Source organism: Micromonospora sp. WMMB482, assembly GCF_019038635.1.
GTDB classification, from domain to species: domain Bacteria; phylum Actinomycetota; class Actinomycetes; order Mycobacteriales; family Micromonosporaceae; genus Micromonospora; species Micromonospora marina.
Genome location: NZ_JAHOPD010000020.1, coordinates 3702634 through 3726529, shown reverse-complemented (window position 1 = coordinate 3726529; position 23896 = coordinate 3702634). Strand labels below are relative to the sequence as shown.

Here is a 23896-nt window from a genome sequence, read left to right as displayed (position 1 = left end):
AACACATAGCGTTACCGATGTCGGGGCCTGGGGGAGAGCTGCGGACCGTGGATCCGGCCCGGGATCCACGGTCCGCGCCAGGCCGGGATCCGGTCGGCTCAGCGGGGGAAGACGCCGAACGCGGTGAAGCCCCGATCCGGGAACCCGGCCGCCTCGGCCACCCGCGCGGACGCGGCGTTGCCGGGGTCGTGCAGGTAGGTGGGGACCGCCCCCTCGTCCAGCACCCGGCGGGCCGCCTGCGCGACCAGCCGCCGGGCCAGGCCACGTCCGCGCGCCGTCGGCACCGTGCCCACCGCCAGTTCGTGTCCGTACGCGTCGTGCCGCTTGATCCCCACGCCGGCCCGGTACGCGCCGTCGGCGCCCCGGACCACGAGCACCTCCCGGTCGAACAGCCGCAGCCACGGCGGCAGTCCGGGCAGCGTGGGCGGCACCCACTCCCCCGCCTCGGGCAGCGCCGCCGGGCCGGTGCACCAGCGGAAGACCGAGGTGTGCGCGATGAACTCCGGCGCGCCGACCGTGTCCGGCAGGGCGGGCAGCCACTCGCCGATCGGCCGGTCGCGCACCAGCGCCCGGACCGCCTCCACGCGGTCGGCGGCCACCGAGAGGACGGTGCTGCCGCCGGCGGTCACCGCGACGGCCGGGCGCAGCCGCCCGTCCCAGGCCGGACGGGCGCGGCGGTACGACCGGACCACGTGCAGTCCGGGGCCCGCCGGCCACTGTCCCAACCAGGTCGCCAGATGGAGGAAGACCCGCCGGTCGAGCACGTGATCATGGTACGCCGGCACGCCGCGCCCGTGCCCGCGGAATTCGCCGATCGTGGCGCGGTTGAGACGCCCGGCAGAAGGGTAGAGGGTCGGCACGCCAGCGACGGATGCCGATTCCTGGTCCCGCCACCGGCCGCAGGAGTTCCGGCGCTGCACGGAACCGAAGGCATCGCCCCTGCGTCATATTCATTTCCATACATGGACAAGTTTCTCTGGGACGGTAGTGGTCATGCCTCACGAACCGAATGACCGATTCCAGCAGGACGCGGAGCGCGGCTGGCGGGCCGCCGCAGACGCCGGACGGTTCCCGGCGCAGCCGGCGTACCGCGAGGCCCGCGACCGAGGGCCCTCCTGGGCCGAACTGAACGCGCAACCGGCCGGCACCGCCGCCTGGCGCGGCCTCTCACCCCTCTAGGAACGCGGGCGGCGACACACCGGCCGGGCGGGCGTACCGGCCTTCGCACACCTGTGCGGTAGCGTCTTGTGGTCCGATTTCCGGCCTACGACAGGAGAAGCTCCGCGCATGGGCAAGAAGACGATCCACGTCTCCGACTTCACCGGTCAGGTGCTCGGCCCCGACGACGAGGTGGTCAAGGTCGTCGTCCTGGAGCACCCGGACCTGGTCGCCGGGCCCGTGCAGCTGGACGCCACCCCGGTCGACGTGGAGAGCATCGACGACGCGGCGCTCGATGTCGCGGTGGTGGAGATCCACGACCGCCACGGTCACGGCGAGCCGCGCCGGGTGGTGCTGACCGCCAGCGAGTTCGACGCGATGGCGACCGACGTGCCGATGGCGCAGCTGCTGCGTACCGCCGAGCGGGTCAAGCCGCCCAAGGCCCGCCGCGCCACCGAGAAGATCGACTACGGCACCATCGAGCACGCCGGGCGCCCGCACCGCGGCCGGGTCACCGAGGAGGAGGCCCGGCTGGTCCGGGAGCACCTCGACGAGGTGAACAAGCGCCTCGCCGACGCCGGCATCCGCCAGGTCGACCCCGCCGACCCGGAGCACGCTGCCCGGTACGGCTTCCCCGTCGCCGGCTGACGGCCCGTACGCCGGGCACGCGCCCCCGTGACGCGTGCCCGGCGCGGCGTCAGGCCCCCTTCCGGGTGATCTCGGCCAGCGCCGCCTCGAACGCCGACTCCAGCGCGGCCTTTTCCAGGCCGAGGCCGCGCAGTACGCCGTCGTCGCCCTCCTCCTCCAGCAGGGCGAGCAGGATGTGCTCCGTACCGATGTAGTTGTGTCCCATCCGCAGCGCCTCCCGGAACGTCAGCTCCAGCACCTTCTTGGCCCGCGCGTCGTAGGGGATCAGGTCCGGAACCTGGCCGGCCTTCGCCGGCAGCGTCGCGGTGACGACCTCCCGCAGCCGCTCCAGGGGTACGCCCCGAGCCACGATCGCCGCAGCCGCGAGTCCTTCCGGCTCGGCGAGCAGCCCGAGCGCGACGTGCCCCGGAGTGATCTCGGCGTTGCCCGCGGTCCGCGCCTCCTCCTGCGAGGCGAGCACCACGTTGCGGGCGCGCGGGGTGAACCGGCCGAACCCGGAGTTCGGGTCGAGTGCGGCGGCGGTCTCCGCCTTGGCGGCGGAACGCTTCTGGGCGGCCTGTTTGGTCACGCCCATGCTGCGGCCGATCTCCGTCCACGAGGCGCCGGAGCGGCGCGCCTGGTCGACGAAGTGCCCGATCAGGTGGTCGGCGACGTCGCCCAGGTGGTCGGCGACGAGGACGGCGTCGGCCAGCTGGTCGAGCGCGTCGGTGTGTGCCTTCTTGATGCCGTCGATGAGGTCGTCGAGGCGTACCGGATGGGTCATCTTGAGCGGTTCGGTCTCCTCCATGCGTCAACCATAGGTTGACGCATGGAGCCCGTCAACCCTCGGTTGACGATGCCGTCGGCGTCGTACGGTCAGCATTTTGTGTGACCTGAGCGCGTACCGGACAGTCTCCACCGTGTACGAGATCGTTCCGTGAAGGCGAGGTGGTGAGCGTGTCCTCTCACGCGTACCCGGGCAGGGCCGGCATGCCGGCGGTGGTGGACGCGGCACGCCGCGGGGACCGGGCGGCGATGGACGAGCTGGTCTCGCACTGTCTGCCGCTGGTCTACAACATCGTGGGCCGGGCGCTGAACCGGTCGGCCGACGTCGACGACGTGGTGCAGAACACGATGCTCAACGTCGTGCGCGGCCTGCCGGGCGTCCGCGAGCCGCAGCTTTTCCGCTCGTGGCTGGTCGCCGTCACCATGAACGAGATCCGCACCCACACGCAGCGCCGGCCCACCACACCGGCGCCGCCGGAGGACATCGACAACGTGATCGACCCGCGCGCGGACTTCGAGGATCTGACCCTGACCCAGCTCGGCCTCGCCGACCAGCGCCGGGAAGTCGTCCTGGCCACACGCTGGCTGGACGACGACCACCGCCACCTGCTGTCCCTGTGGTGGCTGGTCGAGGCCGGTCACCTCACCCGCGCCGACCTGGTCGACGCCCTGAACCTGGCCCCGCACCACGTGACCGTGCGGGTGTCCCGGATGAAGGCGCAGCTGGACACCGCCCGGCTGGTGGTGCGGGCCCTCACCGCCCGGCCCGGTTGCGCCGCCCTGGCCGACACGGCCACCGGCTGGGACCGCCGGCCGGCACCGGTGTGGCGCAAGCGGTTCGCCCGGCACATCCGGCACTGCCCGCACTGCCCGGACGCGACGAACGACCTGGTTCCGGCCGAGCGGCTGCTGGCCAATCTGGCGCTCACGCCGCCACCGGCCGCACTCGCCTCCGACGTCACCCACACGATGCACACCGTCGCCGCCGGGTCGCAGGGCTCCCCGCCCGGCGTCCACGCCGTGACCGCCGGAGCGCGGTCGGGGCTCTCGTTGTCCAAGACCCTGGTCGGCGTCGCCGCCGCCGCCGCCGTCGCCGTGCTCGGCGGGGGCGGGCTCGTTCTCGCCAACTACCCGGAGGAGCCGGGCCGGCAGCCGGCGAGCGCGGCAGCCGCGCAGCCCTCGGCCGCGACCACCGCACCGGCGCTCACGCCCTCTTCGACCACCGTGAAGCCGTCCCCGACCACCGTGCGCCCGAGCCCGGCCCCCAGCCGGTCGGTGAAGCCCGGCAAGTCGCCGAAGCCGACCCCGTCGTCGTCACCGACCAGGTCGGCCGGTACGTCCACCGGCCTGTCCGCCGCGGAACGACGGCTGCTGGTACTGCTCAACGAGCGGCGTCGCGCGCTCGGCCTGACCGAGGTCAAGCTGGGTACGACACAACACCGGGCCGCGGAGTCCTGCGTGCGGCAGAACCTGAACGCCGGCAGCGGGTTGACGCACTGCGGACACGAGGTGCTGTTCGCGTCGTCCGGCACCGCCACACCCGAGCAGATGATCGAGGCGTGGTTCAACAGCCCCGGCCACAAGACGGCGTTGACGTACACCGGTTCCCGCTTCGCCGGCCCGGCCATCGTCTCCAACGGCAGCCGCCAGGTCGCCGCCATCAACATCGACTACTGAGAAGGGCGAACTGGTCCGCCACGAACTCCATCGCGATCCGCTTCTGCCTGATCGACTCGGCCATCACCAGTGAGCCGTGGCCCGCGTCATACCGGTAGAAGGTCACCTCGCCGCCGCGCTGTTCGACTCGCCGTACGTAGTTCTCCACCTGCCGGATGGGACACCGCGGGTCGTTCTCCCCGGCGATGACGAGGAGCGGTGTGGTGACCGCGTCGACGTAGGTGATCGGCGAGGCCCTCCGATACCGATCCGGCACCTCGGCCGGCGAGCCGCCGAACAGAGAGCGGTCGAACGCCTGGAGCGCGGCCATTTCGTCCTCGTACGCCGCCACGTAGTCGGCGACCGGCATCGAGCTGACCGCCACCGCCCAGTCGTCCGGCTGCCGGCCGATGCCGAGAAGGGTCAGGTACCCGCCCCAGGAACGACCGGTGAGCACCAGACGCCGCGGATCGGCCAGTCCTTCCGCCACCGCCCAGTCCCGTACGGCCTGAATGTCCGCGAGCTCCGTCAGACCGGGATCGCCCTCGATGGCGTCGCGCCAGTCGAGACCGTAGCCGGTGGAACCGCGGTAGTTGACCTGGATCACCGCGTATCCCTGGTCCACCCACGCGGCCACCGACGGGTCGAACGCGTCGTCGTCGTACCCGATGGGCCCGCCGTGCACCTCGAATACGCACGGCAGTGGCCGCTGTGGATCCTCCGGCAGCGAGATGAGCGCGTGGATCGGGCCGCCGGGGCCGGGGATCCACGCGTCGTGCACCGGTACCGACTCCGGTGCGGGCGGGCCGGGCGCGGTCAGTACGACCTCGCCCGTCGTGGAGCGGATACTCAGGGGCGCCGCCGCCGAGGTCCAGGCGAACTCCACCGTGCCGTCCGAGCGCGCCTCGGCGCCCCGGATGACTCCGCGCGGCGTGTCCAGCCGCGTCAGTGTGCCGGCGTCGAGGTCGTACCGGTACAGCTCGTCGCGGGCATGGTGGGCATGGGCCACCAGCACCGCGCCGCCGTCCGGGTACCACCGCCCGGACACCTCACCCGGCAGACCCAGCAGGATCTCCCGGACGGTTCCGTCCACCGGATCCCAGATCAACAGCTCGCCGCGGTCACGCCGCTCGTGCCGGATCAGGAGCCGGGGGTCTCCGGCCAGCGGCCCGAACGACACGCCGGGCAAGCCCTTGTCCGGACCGCCCCACATCCCGCCGAGGCCCCGCCCTTGCCCTTCCCACAGATCGGCGAGCGTCGTGCCGTCCGGCCTCACCACCCGCAGCGCACGGTGTCGGCTGTCCCCGTGCTCGCTGTGCGCGATCGCGACGAACTCGCCGTCCGCCGACACGTCGGCCACGTGCGCGTCCTGCTCGTGCGCGTAGATGAGCGTCGCCGTACCATCCACACCGACGCGGTGCACCACGGATCCGCCGGCGCCGGACTCGCTGGGTGCCGTGGCATGTCCCACCACTGCGACGTCCTGGGCGAACGCGATCCCCGCCGGATAACCCGCCGGCACCGAAGAGGCCGGCACGTCCGGGCCGCCGTGGAACGCCTGCCGACGCCAGACGCCGAACTCGTTGCCGTCCCGGTCGTCGAACCACCAGATCCACTCGCCGTCGGCGGACAGCTCCGCGTGTACGGTGCCGCCCGGCCGGTCGGTCACCTGGCGGCGTTCGCCGGTCGTCCGGTCGTACGCGTATATCTGCCATCGGCCGGTCGCGTTCGAGCGGAAGATCGCCCGTTCCGGCACGCGGCGCGCGGAGCGGAGCATGGTCAGGTGAGCGGCGAGGTATCGCTGCACCCAACGTTCACTGCTCACTGTGTGCCACCTCCGGTACGGGAATCGGACCCGGCGTCCGGCGCCGGGACGCCACGGCGACGAACAGGGCGAACCCGATGCCGATCACCGCCGCCAGGAAGATGACCAGGCCCGGCGCCAGCAGCTCGGCCGCGGCACCGGCACACGCGAAGCCCACTCCCTGCCAGAACATCAGACCCGCCGACTGGATGCTGAGCGCCCGGCCCCGCAGATGCTCGGGAGCCGCGTCCAGGACGCGGCGGTCCTGCCCGAGGTGGAACCAGGCGAACGTTCCGGACACGAACAACGCGAGGACCGCCAGCCAGAGCACCGGACGTGCGACGAAGATCAGCAGCGGCACGAAGACACCGATGATCGCCGGATAGATCAGCCGGATCTGCCACCTGGCGGGAAGCATGTTGCTGGCGGCGATCTCGCCCAGCAACGTGCCGATCGGGATCGCGGACATCAACAGGCCGGCGGCGAGGGTGCTGGCCTGCCAGCTCGCGGCGTAGGGCACGGCCAGCGCCTCGGGCGCCACTGCCAATGCGGGCACCGCCCAGCCCAGGACCAGGATGTCGCGCAGCGCCGGCACCCGCATCACCTGGCCGAGCCCCGACAGGGAGTCGCGCAGCAGCGAGTGCTGGGAGCCACGGCCCGGTGCCCCCCGTTCCCGGGTGCCGACCCGCAGGACGAGGGCCGACACGACGAAACAGCCGGCGTTGAGCAGCAGCACCTGCGCCGGGCTCAACGCCGTCATGAGCAGACCGCTGAGCGCGTACCCGACGGTCTGCGCGCCCTGGGAGACCACCCGCATCAGGCTGCGGCCCGGCACGTACACGTCGCCGGGCAGCACGTCGGGCAGAGTCGCCGCCCGGGCACCGATGAAGATGGTCTCCACCATGCCGAGCGCGAGCGCCATCACCAGCAGCACCGCGATGGGCATTCCCGGTGTCGCCATGGTCGCCGCCAGCGCGGCGGAGATCAGGTTGCAGGCGACGAGCAACCGGCGGGCCGGAATGCGGTCGACCAGCGCCGAGAGGAACGTCCCGCCGATGAGGTGCGGGGCGAGGACGATGGTGAAGACAAGTCCGGACAGGAGCGGCGACTGGGTTCGGGTGTAGACGAGCACCGTGAGGGCGAAGTTCGCCATCACCGTTCCCGCCATCGCGACAACGTGCGACGCGAAGACCGCCCGAAACTCGGGTACGCGTAGAGCCGCTCGATATCCGCTCTCAGTCATTCCTTCAACTCCGCGCGCAGCGTGTCCAGTGTCCGCACGGTCGCGAGGCGCTTGTAGACGCCCGGGCGATCGAGGCACACCATTAGCTTCCGGTCAGCGAGCACTGAGATTACCTCCCGGAGCAGGAGCGCCGCGAGGATCGAACCGGTACACGCGTGGGCGCCGTAGCCGAATGCGAGGTGCGGGTTGGGCCATCGATCCGGAATGATGAGGCCGGGATTCTCGAACACCTGCGGATCATGGTTAGCGGCAGCGAAGAGCATCAACACCCCCTGGCCGCGCCTCACCGGCGCACCGAAGAGATCGGTGTCGGCGACCGCGAGCCGCGTCGTACCCTGAATGGCCGCCTCGTACCGGAAGAACTCGTGCGCGGTCCGCGTGAGTTCGGCGGGCCTGGTGCATTCCGCGAGCCGGATCCGGTGACGCCCCACCGCGTGCAAGGCATTGCCCAGTGAGGCGGGGATCGCGGTGAAGCCGTTGACGACCAGCGTGCGCATCGAGTTCATGATGATGTGCCGCGGCACGCCCGCCTCGGTGGCCCGGCTCACGAGCATCGGCAGGTGCTGATCGGCCGGCAGGTCGGCGACCCACTCCTCGATGAGGGAGGCCAGGGCGCCCTGCGCGGCGACACCCGGCTCGCGGGCGGCGGGATTGAGGCCCGAGTCCATCGCCTCGGTGATCGCGTCGGCGATCGGGGCCACGACCTGGAGGTCGAAGGGTGGAAGTCCGATCGCCCGGGGGATGAACCAGCGGGCGAGCGGCTCGGTGAACTCCCGGATGAGGTTCACCGGACCTGGCGGCAGGTCGTCGATCAGGGCCGTCACCTTGTTGCGGACGTCGATCGAGAGCTCCGGCGTGACCATCCCGTTGATCACGCTACCCATCACCGAGTAGATGGCGGTGTGCTCGGGTGGGTCGATCGTGTGCACGTCGAGGCCGACGTCGTCCACCGTCTCGCCCGCCCGCCGGAAGTCGGCGGCGAACGTGACCGGGTCGCTCAGCACCTCGCGGCAGTGGGTGTACGAGGTGAGCACCCAGCTGTCCAGCGCCTGATTCCACACCGGGCGCCCCTGCTCGCGCATCGCGCGGTAGACCGGGTACGGGTCGTCGAGCGTCTGCGGGTCGAGCGGATGATAGGACGGCGCGGTCATGGGTCAGGACCTCTCTCGGGGCGGAACGGCCAGGGGTAGGTGGTCCGGGTATCGCAGGGTGGCTCGGGGCGTGCGGACCACCGCACCGGCCTGCACCGGCACGGCCGGCAACTCGACGAGGCTGCGGAGAACCGCCGTCATGATGAGCCGGGCGAGGATCGCGCCGGTGCAGGCGTGTGGTCCCCAGCCCATCCCCAGGTGCCGGTTGGGACTGCGGGCCGGCAGGAGTTCGTCCGGCCGGTCGAACTGAGCCGGGTCGCGGTTGGCCGCGGCGAACAACATCAGCACGCTGTCGCCCCGCCTCAGCCGTACGCCCGCCAGTTCCGTGTCCACCACGACGGCGCGGCTGGTCCCCTGGACCGGACCGTCGAAGCGCATGAACTCGTCGGCCGCGGTGTGCAGCGTGGACGACTCACGCAGCACATCGACCAACTCCGGATGCTCCGCCATGGCGAGGACCGCGTTCACCACCGCACCCACTGTGGTGCTGAAGCCGGCCAGGAACATCACCCGGATGGTGTTCCAGACGACCTGCTCCGACACACCCGCCGCGCGTGCGCCGGCGAGGACGTCGGCGAGCAGACCCTCTCCCCCGGCCTCCCGGTGCCACGAAGCGATCAACTCGTTGATCTCCGCGCGCGCCGCGACCGCCGGCTCCCGCAGTTCGGGCAGCAGCCCGGCGTCCATGCCGCGGTTGAGCGCGTCGACCTGTGCCGCGAACGTCTCGACCTTCGGTTCGGGTACGCCCAGTAGCCGGCAGACCGCGAACAACGCGACCGGCTGGGCGACCTCGGTGGTGAAGTCGAACCGCGGCCACCCGCTTACCGTGCGCAGGATGTCCCGGCTGACCTCGTACGCGGCCTCCCCGATCCCGGCCAGATCCTGCCGTCGGAAGACCGTGGTGAAGAGGCGGCGGATCGGCCCGTGCTCGGGCAGGTCGAGTTCCTGCATGCTGAGGACCGCGTCCGGCGCATCCTCTCCGACCCGGCGCCAGTCGCTGGCGAACCGGGCCGTGTCGCTGAGCACCGTCCGACAGTCGTCGTACCCGGGGACCAGCCACGACCGGAGCCGCTCGCTGTACCGGACCCGCCCGGCCTGCCGCAGCTCGGCGTACCAGGGGTACGGGTCGGCGACCATGGCGGGTGAGAGGGGGTCGTAGTCGAACATCCGCGCTTCCTCACATCGTCGGACGGGCGCCGGGCCCACGCCGTGGCGTGGGCCCGGCCTGCGATCTCAGTAGGCGTAGCGCATGACGGTCTCCTTCCGGTCGGTGTGGTCGAACGACCTGTCAGAGGTCGCTCCCAAGGACGCGGAGTTCCCGCACGGCGGGGCCGGTCCTTGTGCGCAGGGCGAGGTACGCCTGGCCGTCGATCCGCTCGACGCGGATGGTCCGTTCGTCGGTCCACCCCACGAAGCGGAACTCGTCGTTGCTCACGGGCACCAACGCGATGGTGGGAACGTCGTCGACGGACAGCACCAGCCGGCCGTCCTGGACGTCGAGCGTCACGTCCCGACGCGGGTCCTCGGGACGCTGGAAGTCGCCGTCCTCCTCGGTCCAGTCGAGGAACGAGGCCGGCATGGCGCAGCGCAGCCGGTACGCCGACAACTCGGTGGCGCTGAGACCGACCGGCCACCGGTTCACGAGAGCGGCATCGAGGAACTGCTCCCGCTGTTCCGCGGGGAAGAGGTCCAGCAACTGGCGAGAGACGAGGGTGTCGATGACGAGGTGCACCCGCGGCACGTCATCCTCGTTCTGCACCCGGTGCGTCCGGCTGAAGTCGCCGAACCACAGAGTGCCCGGCTGCCACTGATGTGGCGTGCCCTCCAGGTGAAGTTTCGCCCCAGGAGTCGTCGTGATGGGGACGTGCAGCCGGGCGGTACCCCAGAGCGGGCCGTACTTGTAGTCGCTGTGCTCCCCGCTGTCCACCCCTGGTCCCAGCGCCATCAGCCGGGCGCTGCGCAGTTGTGCGGGAATGCTGTCCAGCACGTGCGCGAGGTACGGCGCACCCGCCAGCCAGGAGGTGCCAGCGAACTCCTGGAGCCCGGGACCGCCCGGGTCCGTACGCTCGTGGTCACCGCCGACGCTGCGCAGCGACAGCACCCGCCAGTCGACAGTGGCAGCCTCGCCGGTACCTCCGTAACGGCGTTGGTGCTTCCACTGAGCCTTTTCCAAGCTGATCTTGCAGCTCAGGGCGGTTGCGGTAGGCCCGGTGATCGATGGGTGCGAGGCTCCAGGTAGGACAGCTGTCGACCAAGACTCGAAGCCCCGACCGGGAGCCTCGCCATGCTGTCCTACCCCGCCACGATTCCGTTGTCCAGCCGCACCCTGAACCACCTCGCCGAACGCATCCGCGGCCACCGTAAGCAGCGCCGATCCCGGTGGCGGCGTCTCGAACCCGGCCGGCAGGCGCTGCTCGCTCTCGCCCATCTGCGCAACGGCGACACCTACACCCGACTCGCGGCCGGATTCGAGATCGGCGTCGCCACTGCTTGGCGCTACGTCCAGGAAGCGATCGCCCTGCTCAGCTCGGCAGCCGATGACCTGGACACCGCGATGCGACGCATCCGGCTGCTGGCGTACGCGATCCTGGACGGCACGCTCATCCCGATCGACCGAGTCGCCGATCAGAGGCTCTACTACAGCGGCAAGCACAAACGCCACGGCGTGAACGTGCAGGTCATCGCGGACGCCGCCGGCCGGCTCGTGTGGGCATCACCGGCACTGCCCGGGTCGGTACACGACCTGACCGCCGCCCGCCATCACGGCATCATCGATGCTCTGACCCGCGCGGATGTGATGACCTTCGCCGATAAGGGCTACCAGGGCGCCCGTGGCAGCGTGCGCACCCCGTTCAAGCGACGCCGCTTCCGCCCGAAGCTGTCACGCCGGCAAAAGGCCGTGAACCGGGCCAACGCCAAGATCCGCGCCCGCGGAGAACGAGCGATCGCCACGCTCAAGACCTGGAAAATTCTGGTCAAGCTGCGCTGCTGCCCACGCCGAGCCACCGCGATCGTCCAGGCCATCCTCGCCCTGCACCACGTCGAAGCGAACCGCTACGCAGGATGAAAATGGCTCACTGGTGGTCGGTGAGCCGGGCCAGGTCGGCACGCAGGCGGTCGACGTCGAAGGTCGGGCTGAGCTGCGAAGCGGCCGGCGTCCGCGTGACGAGTGTTGGGGTGGTCATGCTCGGAAGAACCTCCTGATAATCGCGTCACGTGCACACCGAGCCGGCTCTGCCACGCACTCGATCGGCCTTCTCTTGGGGCCGGCATCATCAGTTTCGGGCAATTAGTGGCTGGGCAGGGGCGAAGGAATCAGAGTGTCGAAAGTAGTGGCACAGAAGCCCGATTAATGCGACGTAAATGGTAGGTGACCGCGGCATTCAGAGCGGCGTGCCTCATCATGGTTGCCCCTCCGCACACTGGTTGATCACGTGGTGGACATTCGACGGGGCCTTCCCAATCCGAACTCGCCCCCCATCGGCCGGCAACCCACAACGATCACCAGCCGCTGTTCGTGGGTAAGCTTGCCTTGCGAAGCTGAAGGCGATGCATATAAATTCTTAATCGTCGATCAGGAGTGATGCGACTGCAGGCTTGTGGAACGGGGGCTCCATGCTGTTGCGACTACTCGGTGTCGTTCAAGTCGACATCGCTGACCAGGTACTGGATGTGGGACCGGCGCAGCAGAGGCTGGTCCTGGCGATCCTCGCCTTGAACGCCGATTCTCCGGTTCCCTCCGAGTCGTTGATCGACTGCGTGTGGGACCAGGCGCCGCACGGTGCCCGCCGCACCCTGCACGTGCTGATCAGCCGGATCCGGCGACTGATGAACTCCGTACCGGAGCGCGAGGGCGTCCAGCTGCTGCGCCGCTCGGGTGGCTACGTGCTGAGGATCGCTCCGGACCAGGTGGACGCACTCCGCTTCAGCCGGCTGACCACCGAGGCCGCCGCGCCGGGCCTCGACCCGGGCGAACGGGCCGTGCTGCTGCGCGAGTCGCTCCAGCTCTGGCGCGGCGAGCCGCTGGCCGGGCTGCCGGGCGAATGGGCCGTCCGAACTCGCCAGGAGTGGCGGCAACGGCACATCGGCGCGGCCGTGGACTGGGCCGGACACGAACTGGCGGCGGGCCGCGCGAGCGAGGTCGTCGGCCCACTGGCCGCTCTCACCGGGGAGTACCCGCTGGTGGAGCCGCTGACGGAGACCCTGATGAGGGCCCTGTGCGCCGCCGGACGCAGCGCCGAGGCGGTCCAGTCGTACACCCGCTTCCAGGCGAGGCTGGCCGCCGAACTGGGTATCGATCCCGGCCCTCGGCTCCAGTCGCTGTATCTCGCGGCGCTGCGAGGCGAGGTCGACGACGGATACGCGCTGACGTCCCACGGCCGCGGCGTCAGTTGAAGCCGCCTGAGGCACGCGACCAGTAGCGCGAGAGAAGGCCGCTGAGGGCCACCGCGTGGAACGAGAAAGGCTCCGGTCGGGTGGACCGGAGCCTGCTCGTCGGTGCGCCGCCAGGGACTCGAACCCCGAACCCGCGGATTAAGAGCTTGATCTTGGTCGAGTCAACCGGTCCAACCGGGTCGCGTGAATCCATCTGCTCGCGGTCATGGCCCGATTCGGTCGAGTCAGCGTCCCAGTCAGTCCACCCGACCACGGACCCTTCCACGGCGCCCGAGCACCCGTTGAGCACCAATGTGCCCGCAACCTGATCTGTTGATCCGGGGCTAGGTAGACAGCGGCCTCGAACTGGCCGATGTATGGGGCGCCCCGACGAGGTGAGGGAGGCGGTGCGTTGGCCGCTATCTTAAGCAGATGCGGCGGGGAGGCAGTGGCGGAGCGGCGACCAACGCCGGCATCGATTTTCAACAGCGTGTCGCTGCGTCGATCATGGCCTTCATGGTGTCTGATCAGCCGGATCTCACGATGCTCGGCGAGATGTGGCACGGCTGTTCGGTGACGTCGCTCCGGTTCGAGACCGGCGACCTGATCGACGACTTGGTCGTCGTCACCGATGGGCCAACAGCCTACATTCAGGCGAAGCGAACGTTGAGCCTGTCCGATGCCCCGGCATCGGACTACTCGTCGGTGTTAGCGCAATTCGTCGGCCAGTTCCTCGCTTCCGCCAACTCAGATGGGGAGCGATACGTCATTGCCACCACGCACGATGCGTCAAGCAAGATCCGCACTACGCTTCGCAAGCTCGTCAAGGCGGCACGCTCGAACGCCGACGGGTATGCCGCCAACCCACTGACCAAGGTCGAGACCGAGGTCCAGCGGACCACCGAGATGCTCCTCAACCGTCACTGCCAGGCGCAGACCGGACGCCCGCTGACGAACGACGAACGCGTGCGGTTTTGGCGCCTCATGGATGTGACGGTGCTGGACGTGGCCGCCGGTGGCGTCTCGGAGGCTGCCGCGATCGCCGCGCTCGGGCCAGGTGGGCGCCGTGCTTGGAGCACACTGGTGGCGCTTGGGCTGGAATTGGCCACGGAGCGCCTGTCGATTGACCGGGCAACCATCCGGCGGCGGGCCGTCATCAAGCCTTCAGCCCGGGGCCAGCCGCTGCCGTGGGACACCCCTCATCTGGGCGCGCTGGTGGCGCGCGATGGTCTGGCGGCGGAGTTGAGAGACGCGCTCCTATCTACCGAGCCGCTCGGCATCACGATGGTGACCGGCGTGCACGGCGCAGGTGGTTTCGGCAAGAGCACGCTGGTCGCCCAGGTCTGCCGGATGCCGGAGATCAGAGCGCGGTACGGCGGCCACCTCTGGACTACGGTGGGCGCGGACGTGCACGGTCCGGCGCTCGCTTCACAGCTGAATGACTTAACCGAACGGCTCACCTGTACGCGACCCGGCCTGAGCGATCCCCAGCAGGCCGGTTTCCTGCTCGGCCGAGCCATCGAGGACTCACCCGGCAAGATCCTGCTGGTCGTCGATGATGTGTGGCAGTCCACCCAGCTGGCACCGTTCCTAACCGGCCCCGCGAACTGCACCACGATCGTCACCACCCGTAACGCCGCGCTGCTCGCCGACGCGTCATCGGTTGTTCTGGTCGATCGGATGAGCGATGCCGAAGCCGCTGACGTGCTGACCCACGGGATTACCGACGCCCCCACCGCCGCGGTCGACGCGCTCTGCACGGTGACCGGCCACTGGCCGGTTCTGCTCAGCATCGCCAACCGGATCCTGCGCCGGGTGATCCGCTCCGGCATGAACTCGGCCTCCGCCATCGCTCTGCTGACCGACCGGTTGCGGCGAGACGGACCAGCCGCGCTCGACATCGCCAGCTCCAGGTCGCGGGCCGAGGCGGTCGCCGTAACCGTCGAGGTCGGCCTCGATCAAGTGCCGCCCGGCACCCGCGCCCGCTATTTGGAGCTGGCCGTATTTGCCGAAGACAGCGAGATCCCGTTGGACCTACTCGAGCACTACTGGCGAGAGACCAGCGGCCTCGACCGGGCGGCCGTCGAACAGGCATGCATCGCCATGGCCGACCTGTCATTGGTGACCGATCTTCGCTTTGACCAGCGCACCCTGCGGCTCCACGATGTGCTCCGCGCCTACCTCCGACAGCGTGTCGGCACCGAAGGCATACGCACGTCAAATGCGCACTTCCTCGCCGGCGTCGGCCGCGACGGACCCTGGTGGGAGATGGCGGAAAAGCACCGCTACCTGTCCGAGCACCTGATCGAGCATCTGCCCGCCGACGACGCCTCCCGCCTTGTCGAGGACCTCCGGTGGACCCGGGCGCAGATCGCGACCCGTGGGACCGCCGCCATCGAGGCCGACCTGACCCGGGTCAACTCGCCAGTCGCCGCCCGGCTGGCCGCCGCGATCCGGCAGCACGCCCACCTGTTCGAGCGGGTGGAACCGGCTGCGTCCCTCGGCGCCGTGCTCGTCACCCGGCTGGCGGGCACCCCCGGCTTGGACAAAACAGTTGATGAGTTTCGGCCGCACCTGACGGGCCCGCAGCTGACGAACCGCTGGCCCTTACCCGACCCACCGCACCCTGCGGCGCGACGGGTGATCGGCGGCTACGTGGACGGCATCCGCCGCCTCGCGATCTCGCCCGACGGCAAGTGGTTCGCCTCGCTCGCGGGCTACGACACGGTGACGGTTCGGGACGCCGTCACGACTGCGATGGTTGCGACCTTCCACAACGAGGCTTTTTGCATGATCGACGAGGTGTTGCCCTGTCACGACGGCGCCCGGCTCATCACGACGGAAACCGCAGGAGCCGACCGGGGCCGCGTCCGAATCTGGGAGGCGCACACCGGCACGTTGCAGTACACCTTCGACACGGCATTCGTCCTGTACCACTCCGAGAGGGTGCAGGGGGCGGTCAGCCTGGATGATCGCTGGTTGGCCCTCGTCGACTACGACCCGGACCAGGAACGCACCGTGGTCAGAATCTGGTGCCTCGCCACCGGCGAGCTACTCCGGACCTTGGCGGACGAGGACGCCTGGCCGCAGACGGTGGCGTTCTCACCGGACGGTGGTTGGCTGGTCGCCGGCGACGGCGCCTCGGCGGATGACGAGCCCTGTGAAGTCCAGATCTGGAACACGGCGGACGGCCGCTGCATCCGGCGGGTCGCTGGTCCGATCGGCGGCGTAGACCAGGTGACGGTCGCCCCGGACGGGAGCTGGTTCGGCGCTGTCGACCGCGCTCGCACGGTCTGGCTATGGAATACGGACGGCACGCTCCGCCACACCTTCCCGACATCCATGACATGGCCGACCATCACGGTCGCGGCCGACGGGACATGGCTCACCTGTCACGACTACACGGGCTCGGTACTCGTTTGGGATGTGGTCAGTGGTACGGAACGCTTCCAGCTGGCAGGTCAAGCCGATCTGGCCCAGCTGGCAGTCGCCCCGAACGGTTCCTGGCTCGCGATCACCGCCGACGGACCCGACGGATCTATGGTCCGCATCCATGACACACGCGACGGCCGGCTCCGTGACCAACTCCAGGGGCACAGCAGCAGTGTCGGAGCCCTGACGGTCGCACCCGACGGCACCTGGCTCGTGACCGGAGACCGCGCTAGCGACGTACGCCAGGACAGCGACATGACAGTGCGGATCTGGGCCACGGAATGGCGCGACCACACCGTGCCGGCGATGGCGTACCCCGCCTTCGACCTGTTACCCGACGGCACTGAGGTGGCCTTCGTCGCCGCCGAAGGGCCCCGGCTCGCCAGCCTCGATACCGGCGTGTCACGCCCGGTCATCGGACCGGCCATGGCCACGACCCTGGTCGCAGGTCCAAGCTGGCTCGCCGTCTCCGACGGGCAGCGCATCGAGGCCGTGACTCTCCCGGACGGGAACCGCCGCTGGACGACGCGCAGGTGCGACGGCGTCCTCGAATCGGTGGCCGCCGTCAGCCCGGACGGCGCGTGGCTCCTGACCAGGGAGTCGGCCGCCCATGTCACGTCGTTGCCCCATTTGTACGCGGCGTTCATCCGTGACGCCGCGACCGGTGTAGCTCGGCAAGTGCTGCGGCTGGACGACTACCCCTTCGGTGCCGGGGCGACCGCAGTAGCTCCGGACGGCACTTTCCTCGCCGTCACGAGATCGGGCCGCTCTCGCGACAAGGAGTTTCCGGTCACCCTCTGGGATGTGCGCGACGGGGTGGTACGGCACGTGCTTCCCGGACACCGCGAGGGGGTCGAGGCGATCACTATCGCCCCCGACAGCGCCTGGCTGGTGACCGGCGAGGCGCTGATGAACGAACACGAAAGCTGTGACGCACGGGTCTGGGACGCGCGGACCGGTGTACTCCGCCTGATACTTCCGAATCATCGTGGCGCGGTATCCGACATCGCGATCGCCGATGACGGCGCCTGGATCGTCACCGGCGACGAGGCCGGAGCAGTGCGGATCTGGGACCCCGACACCGGCGTCCTACTGCGCAAGTTCAGCGGCACCGCTCCGGTCACGGCCATAGCTATCTCACCCGGCAACGACTGGATCGCGGTGGCCGACGGCGCAGGCGGAATGGGCACCGTTCGGATCTGGAGCCGCATCGGCGAGCCACTGGCGGCGATGCGGGTAGACGGGCCGCTGACCAACTGCCGGTGGATTCCCGACCGTTCGGGGCTTTGTCTCAGCGGCAGCCGTGGGTTCTATGTGTTTGATTGGCGATCGTAAATCTATGCAACGGTACCCAGACCCGGTGCGGCTGGTGCTGCAGTGCCCCGGCCGGATCGGCAGCCGCGCTCCCGCATCAGGGCGGCCCGGCTGGGAATCATCGCCACACCGTGCGACGCCTGCCGGACTGGCGCGGCTTTGGTCTTGACCGTCGGCTTGGGCCCCGGCTTGGCCGGCTCGTCGCCGATGTCCTTGGTCGGCTTGAGGACTCGTACGTCGAGCATCCGGGCACGCAGGGCCATGCTCGTGTCCATGGTCAGCAGCCGGACGGGGAGCGTTCGAGTGTAGGGCTGCAGCGCGAGTGTCCTGTCGATGATCTCGTCGTCGCTGTCGGTCAGCCGAACGTGGTACGCATCGTCGAACAGCACCTCGATGGTGACCTTGTCGTGGGGACACCGCCGGTCTCGATGACCTCTTTGTGGTTGTCGGCCTCGCGGATCGTCACGCGTGATCGCGGGTGCTCCAGCAGCTCGTCCAGAACGCCTAGGGTGTGCGCGGCACGCCATCGGCTCTGCTGGTTGCCCGACTCCTTGAGCCGGTCCAACTCGTCGATCACCACCCGGGGCACCACGAGGCGTACCTCTTCGCGATGTTGAGCAGATCCGCGTACGCGATGTCGCGAATCTTGTCTGGGTGGTGGATGAAGACGCTGGTGTCCACCACTATCACGTAGGTGTCGGAGCTCCACCTATCGATCTCGGCCTTGAGCGCTGACCATGCCTGTTCCCACACGTCGGCCCACTCGGTGAGCTCGGCGCTGAGCAGGTCCTGGGTGAACCGGTCACGGCGGTCGCCGAACTCGGCCAGGCGCCAGAACCGTGGCGTGAAGATGAGCCGGTCGATGTCGGTGGGCCGGATCTGGTTGCGCAGGACCCGGGCGTTCTCGTTCGCCCAGTCCAGGTACTTGGTCAGGTCACCGTGCTTATTCCCGATCGTGGCCTTGGCCCGGAACAGCAGGTCAAGCACGTGGGATGTCTGGGCGCCGGGCGACAGAGTGACGAGCATGACGACGATCTTGCCAGCGCTGTCCACCCCAGCAGCAGTGACGATCGGCGGCAATCGCAACTGACTTTCGGACAGCATTCAACATCCGGACAGCGCACGTGGCAAAGCCAGCCCTCACGAGCCGGAGCGAGCACAATGGTCAGATGAGTGCAGAACCCGGGGTGTCGATCCCCTACCGCGCTGCATGGGTGCCGGACGACGATCCGGAACGAGATTGGGACACCGCCTCAGCGCTGGCCCTGCGGTGGCTGGATGCGGAAGCATCCCACTCGGGCGGCACTGTCGTTCTGGTGACCCACTCGTTCGACAACGGTGCGGGCAGCCAGGTGCTCAGCCGGTTCACCCGCGGCCGCAACCACCTGACCACGCGGTCCAGCTCGGTGCCCGGCGTCCGCGGCCCGGTCCTGGCGTACGTTCCCACTAGTGAGGTGCTCGCCCTGGCGATCGCCAGGGCGCAGGGGGCGGCGCTGTGTGTGGTGGAGAGCGTCTCCAATCCTATGCGCGGCTGGGCGATGGTCACCGGTGCCGTCAACTTGATCACCGGGGAGACCGAGGTACTCGACGAACGGCTGCGCGAGCACCTGGACCGCTTGAAGTTCTACGGCAACAACGGCTACGGCCCGAAGTTCGATCAGGATCGCGCCCGCAATGTGTTGGACGACCTCAGAACCGATGGCCTGCTCAACGTCGATGTCATCGTAAGCGCGCTCGCCGCGCTGAACGTCTCCGTGCGGGGGCAGGAGAAGATCCGCGAACTGGCGAAGAGGTAGAGGCTCCGACTCGCGCGGAAGGTAGGGGCAGCAGGCAGCACGGGATGCTCCTGCTGCCCCTACCTCGGCCGGATGTGGCGCGAAGACCTTGTCGTCTATGTTGCGGCCGGTCTGGTGCGGGAGCCCAACTGAATACCAGCTGATGCGGTAATGGTGGTCACCGCACGGTCTGAGCTACAGAACGTCGAGTCAGCAAAGGCTAGCGATGAGGGGAGATCGGGGTTTCCATCCTGGCGAGCCTGCGAGAAGGCCAGGTCGGCAGCGACTTCCTAGCACTGTTGACCAAGGTCATGCGGACGCAGTTGAAACGTCTTCCGATCCTGCACAACGGTCGGCGCATGGATGATGATCTTGTGGTTGACTTTGTGCAGGACTTTGCCGAGCAACGCTGGGAACGCACGGTCACGGCGATCCTTACAGGGGCAAGCGACGATGAGTCCATGCAGCCGCTGCTGTCCAAGATCGTATATAACTGGCTAGTTGACCAGGTCCGCAAGACCGACGTCGGATCGGTGCTGCGCCGACTCCGAGAGCACTTGGCCGAGGACTCGACGTTCGAGATGGTTGCCGAAGGCGAGCCGGGCGCGGGGCGGTGGCGCTTGTCAGACACCGACGGGCCGCCCTGGGGTGGGCGCATCGAGGACCTAGTTGCCGCTGCCTATCGGGTGCCTGCCCGAGCGGTTCGCTGGAGTGATCCGACTCGGCGACCTCCGATCGCCCACGCTGCTGATTTGACGGCCATATTGCGGGAGGTGCTTGAAGCCGCCGGTGGTCAGAGTGTCGAGCTGCATCAGCTCGTAGTGGTGATCGTGCAGCGCTTCCCTGCGACGCTCGACCCGGAGTCCCGTGCGATCGACGAGGAGCGCCACCCGGTCCAGGCCACCGAGCTGCCTCCGGACCTTGCATGGGAGGTTCAGCTGGAGGCGTCCGAGCAGATCGACCTCGCAGCCAGCATCTTCGCCCAGCTCACGTCCCAGGAGCGGCAGCTACTCCCTCTGCTTGTCGACGTTTCGGCCGTTCAGGCGCATCTGGGCTGTGGACGCAGCACCGCCTACACCAGGATCAAGAAGTTGAAGGTCCTGATTCAGGAGCTTACCGGCGCCTGTGACGACCCCGAACAGGTCGGGCGGGAGGTACTGGTGCTGTGTACCGGCTAATAGGTGCCCTAGAGGGGCACGCCAGCGCCGCCCGCTTGCTGGGATTGGACAATCTGGCTGGTGTGCCGTCAGTTCCTGGTAGAGCGTGCCCCAGCGCCAGAGGAGGTTCATGGTGATGGCCGAGCTGCCTGACCGTCTGCGCCGCCTCGCGGAGTCGCTACAGGTCCCCCGCACACTGACCACTGCGGCTTTGTGTGACCGGCTCGGCGATCCCTGCCAGGTCGAACCAGCAACCGGACAGGTGTGGCGGGCCGAATGGGACAACGTCTCGCAGCTGGTACTGCTCCTCTCTACGGAGGGGCGGCACTGGCACGTCGTGCCGGTGTCGGTCGAGCCGACCGGGGAAGACGAGCAAAGTCTCCTCGTTAGCCCGGAATGCACAACGCTTCCAGTTGAGGTCACAGCATGGGCAGGGCTGGCCACCTCGATTCCAACCGGGACGCTTAGCCGCGCTATCGACAACTGGTCCGCCAATATCACCGCCTGGTGCGCCGACACCTCAGCCGGCACCATCCGCACACCCCCTCCAGGTACCCGTCGAGGACGGCCGGCTGTCGATCCTTTCGACAGCAGTATCACGGTCCGCGCCAGCCTGTCGGACGATCTTGAGGTCCTAGGAGCCGCGCCGCTGGTCCCGGTACAAGCAGCGCAGGCCGTGAACCTCAAGTCGGCTGCCGCCCGTGTAGGACTACCTGCCGTGATCACCGCTCTCGGGCTCCCACAGCCCACCGTGATGAAGATTGTGCAGGGTAAGCAGCCGGTGACCCGGCAGCAGGCCGAGGTCCTGGCTCAACTGCTTGGCTACGCCGCCGAGGAAATCATGGCGACGACGGGCGGGCTGCCTGCTGACCTTGCGGTGGAATTGGAGCAGCCGCGGTGGCGGACAGCATGGCGGTCGATCGCCCGTCGTTTGGACGTTTCAGAAGACATCGCACGGCTTCGAGCCGGGACTGGAACGTTCGCGATGGCGTTTCGTCAGACTGGCGGCGCCGCCCCGGACTGGCGCAGGCGGATCGGCCAATGGCTCGCGGCCTACGAAACCAAGACAAGCGGAGCCGAGCATGGCGAGTAGGGCAACATCGGCCGCCGTAAAGACGCAGGCTATGGCCATGCTGGACCGGGTGGAACAGCGCCAGCCCGGCGTACTTGACCGGCTGCGCGTCGATGCGCTCGCCGAGGTGCAGACCTGGCCGGACGTGCAGGTGCGGCTGGTTGATGAGACCCCGTCGACCGCCGTGGGGTGCTCGGTGGCGGGCAGCTACAACGACGAAACTCAGCCGCCAACGCTCTGCGTGGCCGTGTCGGCCTCACCAGGTCGTCGTCAGTTCACCGCGCTGCACGAGCTCGGCCACCATCTTCAGAACACCGACACAGATCTCGGCACCAGGATCCTGATGGCCGCCGACGACCGTTTCGAGGACGACGCCTGCGACCTGTTCGCTGCCCGAGTGCTGCTGCCCGACGCGGTGGTGTCCGGCTGCTTGGGCGACCAGACGCCCACGGCCGGCGACATCGTCGCGCTCTACCGCAAGTCCAGCGCGTCGCGCGCCGCTTGCGTCGTCCGTGCGGCCGAACACCTTGCCAGCTTCGGCGCGGTCGCGCTCTACGACGCAGACGGCGCCGTGTCGTTCGCCACGGCCAAGGGCATCTACCCGCCGGCTCGCGGCAGCGACCAGTCCCGGACAGCGCTGGTCGCCGCCGCATTGCGCGACCCGCGGCGTGCCGACGGCGCGGCGTTCACCGCCGACAGCACCACGATCCGCTACCGCTCAGGACACAGCAGCGACCCGCTCTACGGGCAGGCCGCGTGGTGCGACGGCTATCTGATCGCCGTCCTGGTGACGGACCACGCCCCGTGGCAGACGTTCTCCCCACCCCGGCCCGGCGTGCCAGCCCAGCGGCAGCCGACCGAGGCCGAGTGCGAGGTGTGCGGCAACCTCTTCGAGGTGGCCGGCCTTTGCGCCACCTGCAGCGAGCCCCGCTGTCCCTCCGGACACTGCACGTGCACGCTGAAACGCGAGCGCCGCTGCGAGCGATGCATGTTGACGTACGGGCTGGCGATGTTCCCGGCCGGCGGAACGGTTTGCCGGGACTGCCTCTGACCTGCGCCTCATCGCAGGTTGGACGAATCTCGGGATGCGTCGTCAGAGGTGGTTGAGGGTCACCGATGGCCCTTCAGCACCCGACCGGGGTGCTGCCGACGAAGCGCTGCGCCGCGATGCAGCGCGGATTGGGGGCCACCATATGGGTTACACCGCTGAATTCCTGTCCACCGTCCGTCTTCAGATCGACGCCAGCGACGTCCCGCTGAAGGAGGCCCGCGTCCGGCTGCAGCTGGTGCGGGACCTCGCGATGGGGTTGCCCGGCTCGCTCCGGACCTACGCCAGCGGGTCTCTGGCGCACCACACCATGAACCACCCGGTGACCGACGGCGACGGCGGGCTCGTGCTCGACCGCCGCTGCTACCCCAACCTCGGCCCGGAGGGCGGGGGTGAGACGCCGACCAGGGTGGCTGAGCAGCTGTGTGCGCTCCTCGGTCCGGGAGTCCGCAAGACGTACCCGAAGGCACGCTGCGGCACCTCGAAGCGTGGGCCGAAGTTGTCGTTCAACGCCCCGGTCGATGGCCAGGACCCGACGGTCGACCTGGTCGTGGCACTGACCCGCCGCGGCGGCGACGGCCTGTGGATCCCGAACCTGGAGAAGGACCGCTGGGAGGCCTCGCACCCCGAGGGCCATGTCGAGCTGTTCAACGCCGGCCCGGCCTCGCTGCGCACGACCCGCCGGATCGTGATCCGGCTCCTCAAGGCCTGGAACAAGCAGTACACGACCCCGGGCATGTCGTCGTTCCACCTGTCCACGCTCGCGTGGGAGTTCGTCGACACCGGCATGGGCGTGCCGACCGCCCTGCACACGGTGCTCGACTTCGCGGCCACCCGGATCAGCCGCGGGTACGCCACGCCCGACCCCGCCGGGGTGTCCGCACCGTTGAAGCTGCTGCTCGACCGCACGGTCGTGGCGACCCGGCTGCGCAAGGCCGCCGACGCGGTCGCCGAGGCCCTCGCGGACGACACCGACGAGATGGCGGTGCAGGCGGCGCTGCACAAGATGTTCTGGAAGTACATCGACGACCCGAACAACAACGGGCTGGCCGCCGCAGCCGACCTGCTGCGCCAGCGCCAGCCGGTGCCCACCACCGCGCTGGGGCTCGTCGGGCCGGCAGCGCTGGTGGTCCCGACCCGCGCCTACGGCGGCCGGTCGCCGCGGTGAGCCGGAGGCCCTGGCGGGAGCCGGCCTGGTTCGCCAGGCCGGCTCCACGGCTACGGTTCGCTGCTGAGCTCGCCGCCACCGGCGTGCCAGTCCGGGTAGTTCGCCCACCTCGGCGGTTCCGGGGCGGGTAC

The 23896-nt window shown here is 69.2% G+C and carries 21 protein-coding genes; 11 read left to right on the top strand and 10 right to left on the bottom strand.

The window, feature by feature from the left end:
* Positions 1-98: 98 nt before the first annotated feature.
* The gene (locus tag KSK32_RS18760) at positions 99-764 is read right to left on the bottom strand and encodes a GNAT family N-acetyltransferase (RefSeq protein WP_216932376.1); all 666 of its coding nucleotides are present in this window, start codon (positions 762-764) and stop codon (positions 99-101) included.
* A gap of 229 nt (positions 765-993) precedes the next feature.
* Between KSK32_RS18760 and KSK32_RS18755 the strand changes: the two genes are divergently transcribed.
* Both KSK32_RS18755 and KSK32_RS18750 read left to right on the top strand, forming a co-directional pair.
* Complete coding sequence (locus KSK32_RS18755; RefSeq protein WP_091047011.1) at positions 994-1179, top strand: DNA repair protein; 186 nt, start codon at positions 994-996, stop codon at positions 1177-1179.
* A 108-nt stretch (positions 1180-1287) separates the two neighbouring features.
* Positions 1288-1806, top strand: a complete 519-nt coding sequence (locus KSK32_RS18750; RefSeq protein WP_216932375.1) for a hypothetical protein — start codon at positions 1288-1290, stop codon at positions 1804-1806.
* 49 nt (positions 1807-1855) lie between these two features.
* On the opposite strand, the gene KSK32_RS18745 is transcribed toward KSK32_RS18750, so the two are convergent.
* Complete coding sequence (locus KSK32_RS18745) at positions 1856-2593, bottom strand: Clp protease N-terminal domain-containing protein (RefSeq protein ID WP_216932374.1); 738 nt, start codon at positions 2591-2593, stop codon at positions 1856-1858.
* Positions 2594-2742: 149 nt separating this feature from the next.
* On the opposite strand from KSK32_RS18745, the gene KSK32_RS18740 reads away from it, so the two are divergent.
* Entirely contained in the window at positions 2743-4248 is a 1506-nt protein-coding gene (locus tag KSK32_RS18740) for a sigma-70 family RNA polymerase sigma factor (RefSeq protein WP_289256329.1), read from the top strand.
* Here KSK32_RS18740 and KSK32_RS18735 read toward each other — a convergent pair.
* From KSK32_RS18735 to KSK32_RS18715, 5 genes are all read right to left on the bottom strand, one after another.
* Positions 4232-6052 (bottom strand): prolyl oligopeptidase family serine peptidase, encoded by a 1821-nt coding sequence (locus KSK32_RS18735; protein WP_289256328.1) that lies wholly within the window; start codon positions 6050-6052, stop codon positions 4232-4234. The genes KSK32_RS18740 and KSK32_RS18735 overlap by 17 nt on opposite strands.
* Positions 6042-7274 carry an MFS transporter gene (locus KSK32_RS18730; protein ID WP_216932372.1) on the bottom strand — a complete coding sequence of 411 codons (1233 nt, stop codon included), beginning with the start codon at positions 7272-7274 and terminating at the stop codon, positions 6042-6044. Before KSK32_RS18730 ends, KSK32_RS18735 begins: the two co-directional genes overlap by 11 nt.
* Complete coding sequence (locus KSK32_RS18725; protein ID WP_216932371.1) at positions 7271-8425, bottom strand: cytochrome P450; 1155 nt, start codon at positions 8423-8425, stop codon at positions 7271-7273. Before KSK32_RS18725 ends, KSK32_RS18730 begins: the two co-directional genes overlap by 4 nt.
* A gap of 3 nt (positions 8426-8428) precedes the next feature.
* On the bottom strand, positions 8429-9592 hold the full coding sequence (locus tag KSK32_RS18720; protein ID WP_216932370.1) for a cytochrome P450: 1164 nt from the start codon (positions 9590-9592) through the stop codon (positions 8429-8431).
* A 121-nt stretch (positions 9593-9713) separates the two neighbouring features.
* Positions 9714-10760, bottom strand: coding sequence for an aspartyl/asparaginyl beta-hydroxylase domain-containing protein (locus KSK32_RS18715; RefSeq protein ID WP_289256327.1), 1047 nt, complete (start codon positions 10758-10760; stop codon positions 9714-9716).
* Between KSK32_RS18715 and KSK32_RS18710 the strand changes: the two genes are divergently transcribed.
* The 3 genes from KSK32_RS18710 (at position 10710) to KSK32_RS18700 (ending at position 17566) form a co-directional block, all read left to right on the top strand.
* On the top strand, positions 10710-11492 hold the full coding sequence (locus KSK32_RS18710; protein ID WP_216930649.1) for a transposase family protein: 783 nt from the start codon (positions 10710-10712) through the stop codon (positions 11490-11492). The genes KSK32_RS18715 and KSK32_RS18710 overlap by 51 nt on opposite strands.
* 548 nt (positions 11493-12040) lie before the next feature.
* Complete coding sequence (locus KSK32_RS18705; protein ID WP_216932368.1) at positions 12041-12820, top strand: BTAD domain-containing putative transcriptional regulator; 780 nt, start codon at positions 12041-12043, stop codon at positions 12818-12820.
* A 411-nt stretch (positions 12821-13231) separates the two neighbouring features.
* Entirely contained in the window at positions 13232-17566 is a 4335-nt protein-coding gene (locus KSK32_RS18700) for an NB-ARC domain-containing protein (RefSeq protein WP_216932367.1), read from the top strand.
* Positions 17567-17568: 2 nt separating this feature from the next.
* On the opposite strand, the gene KSK32_RS18695 is transcribed toward KSK32_RS18700, so the two are convergent.
* The 3 genes from KSK32_RS18695 to KSK32_RS18685 are packed head-to-tail and all read right to left on the bottom strand — an operon-like array spanning position 17569 to position 18571.
* Complete coding sequence (locus tag KSK32_RS18695) at positions 17569-17934, bottom strand: hypothetical protein (RefSeq protein WP_216932366.1); 366 nt, start codon at positions 17932-17934, stop codon at positions 17569-17571.
* A complete protein-coding gene (locus tag KSK32_RS18690) occupies positions 17901-18125 on the bottom strand; it encodes a hypothetical protein (RefSeq protein WP_216932365.1) in 225 nt (74 codons plus the stop codon). The genes KSK32_RS18695 and KSK32_RS18690 overlap by 34 nt, the downstream gene beginning before the upstream one ends.
* A complete protein-coding gene (locus tag KSK32_RS18685; protein WP_216932364.1) occupies positions 18119-18571 on the bottom strand; it encodes a hypothetical protein in 453 nt (150 codons plus the stop codon). Before KSK32_RS18685 ends, KSK32_RS18690 begins: the two co-directional genes overlap by 7 nt.
* 143 nt (positions 18572-18714) lie before the next feature.
* Here KSK32_RS18685 and KSK32_RS18680 point away from each other — a divergent pair, with 143 nt between their 5' ends.
* The 5 genes from KSK32_RS18680 to KSK32_RS18660 all read left to right on the top strand — a co-directional run bounded on the left by KSK32_RS18680 (position 18715) and on the right by KSK32_RS18660 (position 23765).
* Complete coding sequence (locus tag KSK32_RS18680) at positions 18715-19341, top strand: hypothetical protein (RefSeq protein ID WP_216932363.1); 627 nt, start codon at positions 18715-18717, stop codon at positions 19339-19341.
* Between the two features lie 278 nt (positions 19342-19619).
* On the top strand, positions 19620-20498 hold the full coding sequence (locus tag KSK32_RS18675; RefSeq protein WP_216932362.1) for a hypothetical protein: 879 nt from the start codon (positions 19620-19622) through the stop codon (positions 20496-20498).
* Between the two features lie 109 nt (positions 20499-20607).
* Complete coding sequence (locus tag KSK32_RS18670) at positions 20608-21570, top strand: hypothetical protein (protein ID WP_216932361.1); 963 nt, start codon at positions 20608-20610, stop codon at positions 21568-21570.
* Positions 21571-21607: 37 nt separating this feature from the next.
* The gene (locus KSK32_RS18665) at positions 21608-22600 is read left to right on the top strand and encodes an ImmA/IrrE family metallo-endopeptidase (protein ID WP_216932360.1); all 993 of its coding nucleotides are present in this window, start codon (positions 21608-21610) and stop codon (positions 22598-22600) included.
* Positions 22601-22742: 142 nt separating this feature from the next.
* Positions 22743-23765, top strand: coding sequence for a hypothetical protein (locus KSK32_RS18660; protein WP_216932359.1), 1023 nt, complete (start codon positions 22743-22745; stop codon positions 23763-23765).
* Positions 23766-23896 lie beyond the last annotated feature (131 nt).

Excerpts from the sequence above, each read along its gene's own strand:
- KSK32_RS18665 (WP_216932360.1), top strand. The coding sequence starts at position 21,608 with ATGCTGGACCGGGTGGAACAGCGCCAGCCCGGCGTACTTGACCGGCTG.
- KSK32_RS18660 (WP_216932359.1), top strand. The coding sequence starts at position 22,743 with ATGGGTTACACCGCTGAATTCCTGTCCACCGTCCGTCTTCAGATCGAC.
- KSK32_RS18700 (WP_216932367.1), top strand. The coding sequence starts at position 13,232 with ATGCGGCGGGGAGGCAGTGGCGGAGCGGCGACCAACGCCGGCATCGAT.
- KSK32_RS18750 (WP_216932375.1), top strand. The coding sequence starts at position 1,288 with ATGGGCAAGAAGACGATCCACGTCTCCGACTTCACCGGTCAGGTGCTC.
- KSK32_RS18710 (WP_216930649.1), top strand. The coding sequence starts at position 10,710 with ATGCTGTCCTACCCCGCCACGATTCCGTTGTCCAGCCGCACCCTGAAC.
- KSK32_RS18685 (WP_216932364.1), bottom strand. The coding sequence starts at position 18,571 with ATGCTCGTCACTCTGTCGCCCGGCGCCCAGACATCCCACGTGCTTGAC.
- KSK32_RS18745 (WP_216932374.1), bottom strand. The coding sequence starts at position 2,593 with ATGGAGGAGACCGAACCGCTCAAGATGACCCATCCGGTACGCCTCGAC.
- KSK32_RS18680 (WP_216932363.1), top strand. The coding sequence starts at position 18,715 with ATGAGTGCAGAACCCGGGGTGTCGATCCCCTACCGCGCTGCATGGGTG.
- KSK32_RS18705 (WP_216932368.1), top strand. The coding sequence starts at position 12,041 with ATGCTGTTGCGACTACTCGGTGTCGTTCAAGTCGACATCGCTGACCAG.
- KSK32_RS18670 (WP_216932361.1), top strand. The coding sequence starts at position 20,608 with ATGGTGATGGCCGAGCTGCCTGACCGTCTGCGCCGCCTCGCGGAGTCG.
- KSK32_RS18725 (WP_216932371.1), bottom strand. The coding sequence starts at position 8,425 with ATGACCGCGCCGTCCTATCATCCGCTCGACCCGCAGACGCTCGACGAC.
- KSK32_RS18730 (WP_216932372.1), bottom strand. The coding sequence starts at position 7,274 with ATGACTGAGAGCGGATATCGAGCGGCTCTACGCGTACCCGAGTTTCGG.
- KSK32_RS18720 (WP_216932370.1), bottom strand. The coding sequence starts at position 9,592 with ATGTTCGACTACGACCCCCTCTCACCCGCCATGGTCGCCGACCCGTAC.
- KSK32_RS18755 (WP_091047011.1), top strand. The coding sequence starts at position 994 with ATGCCTCACGAACCGAATGACCGATTCCAGCAGGACGCGGAGCGCGGC.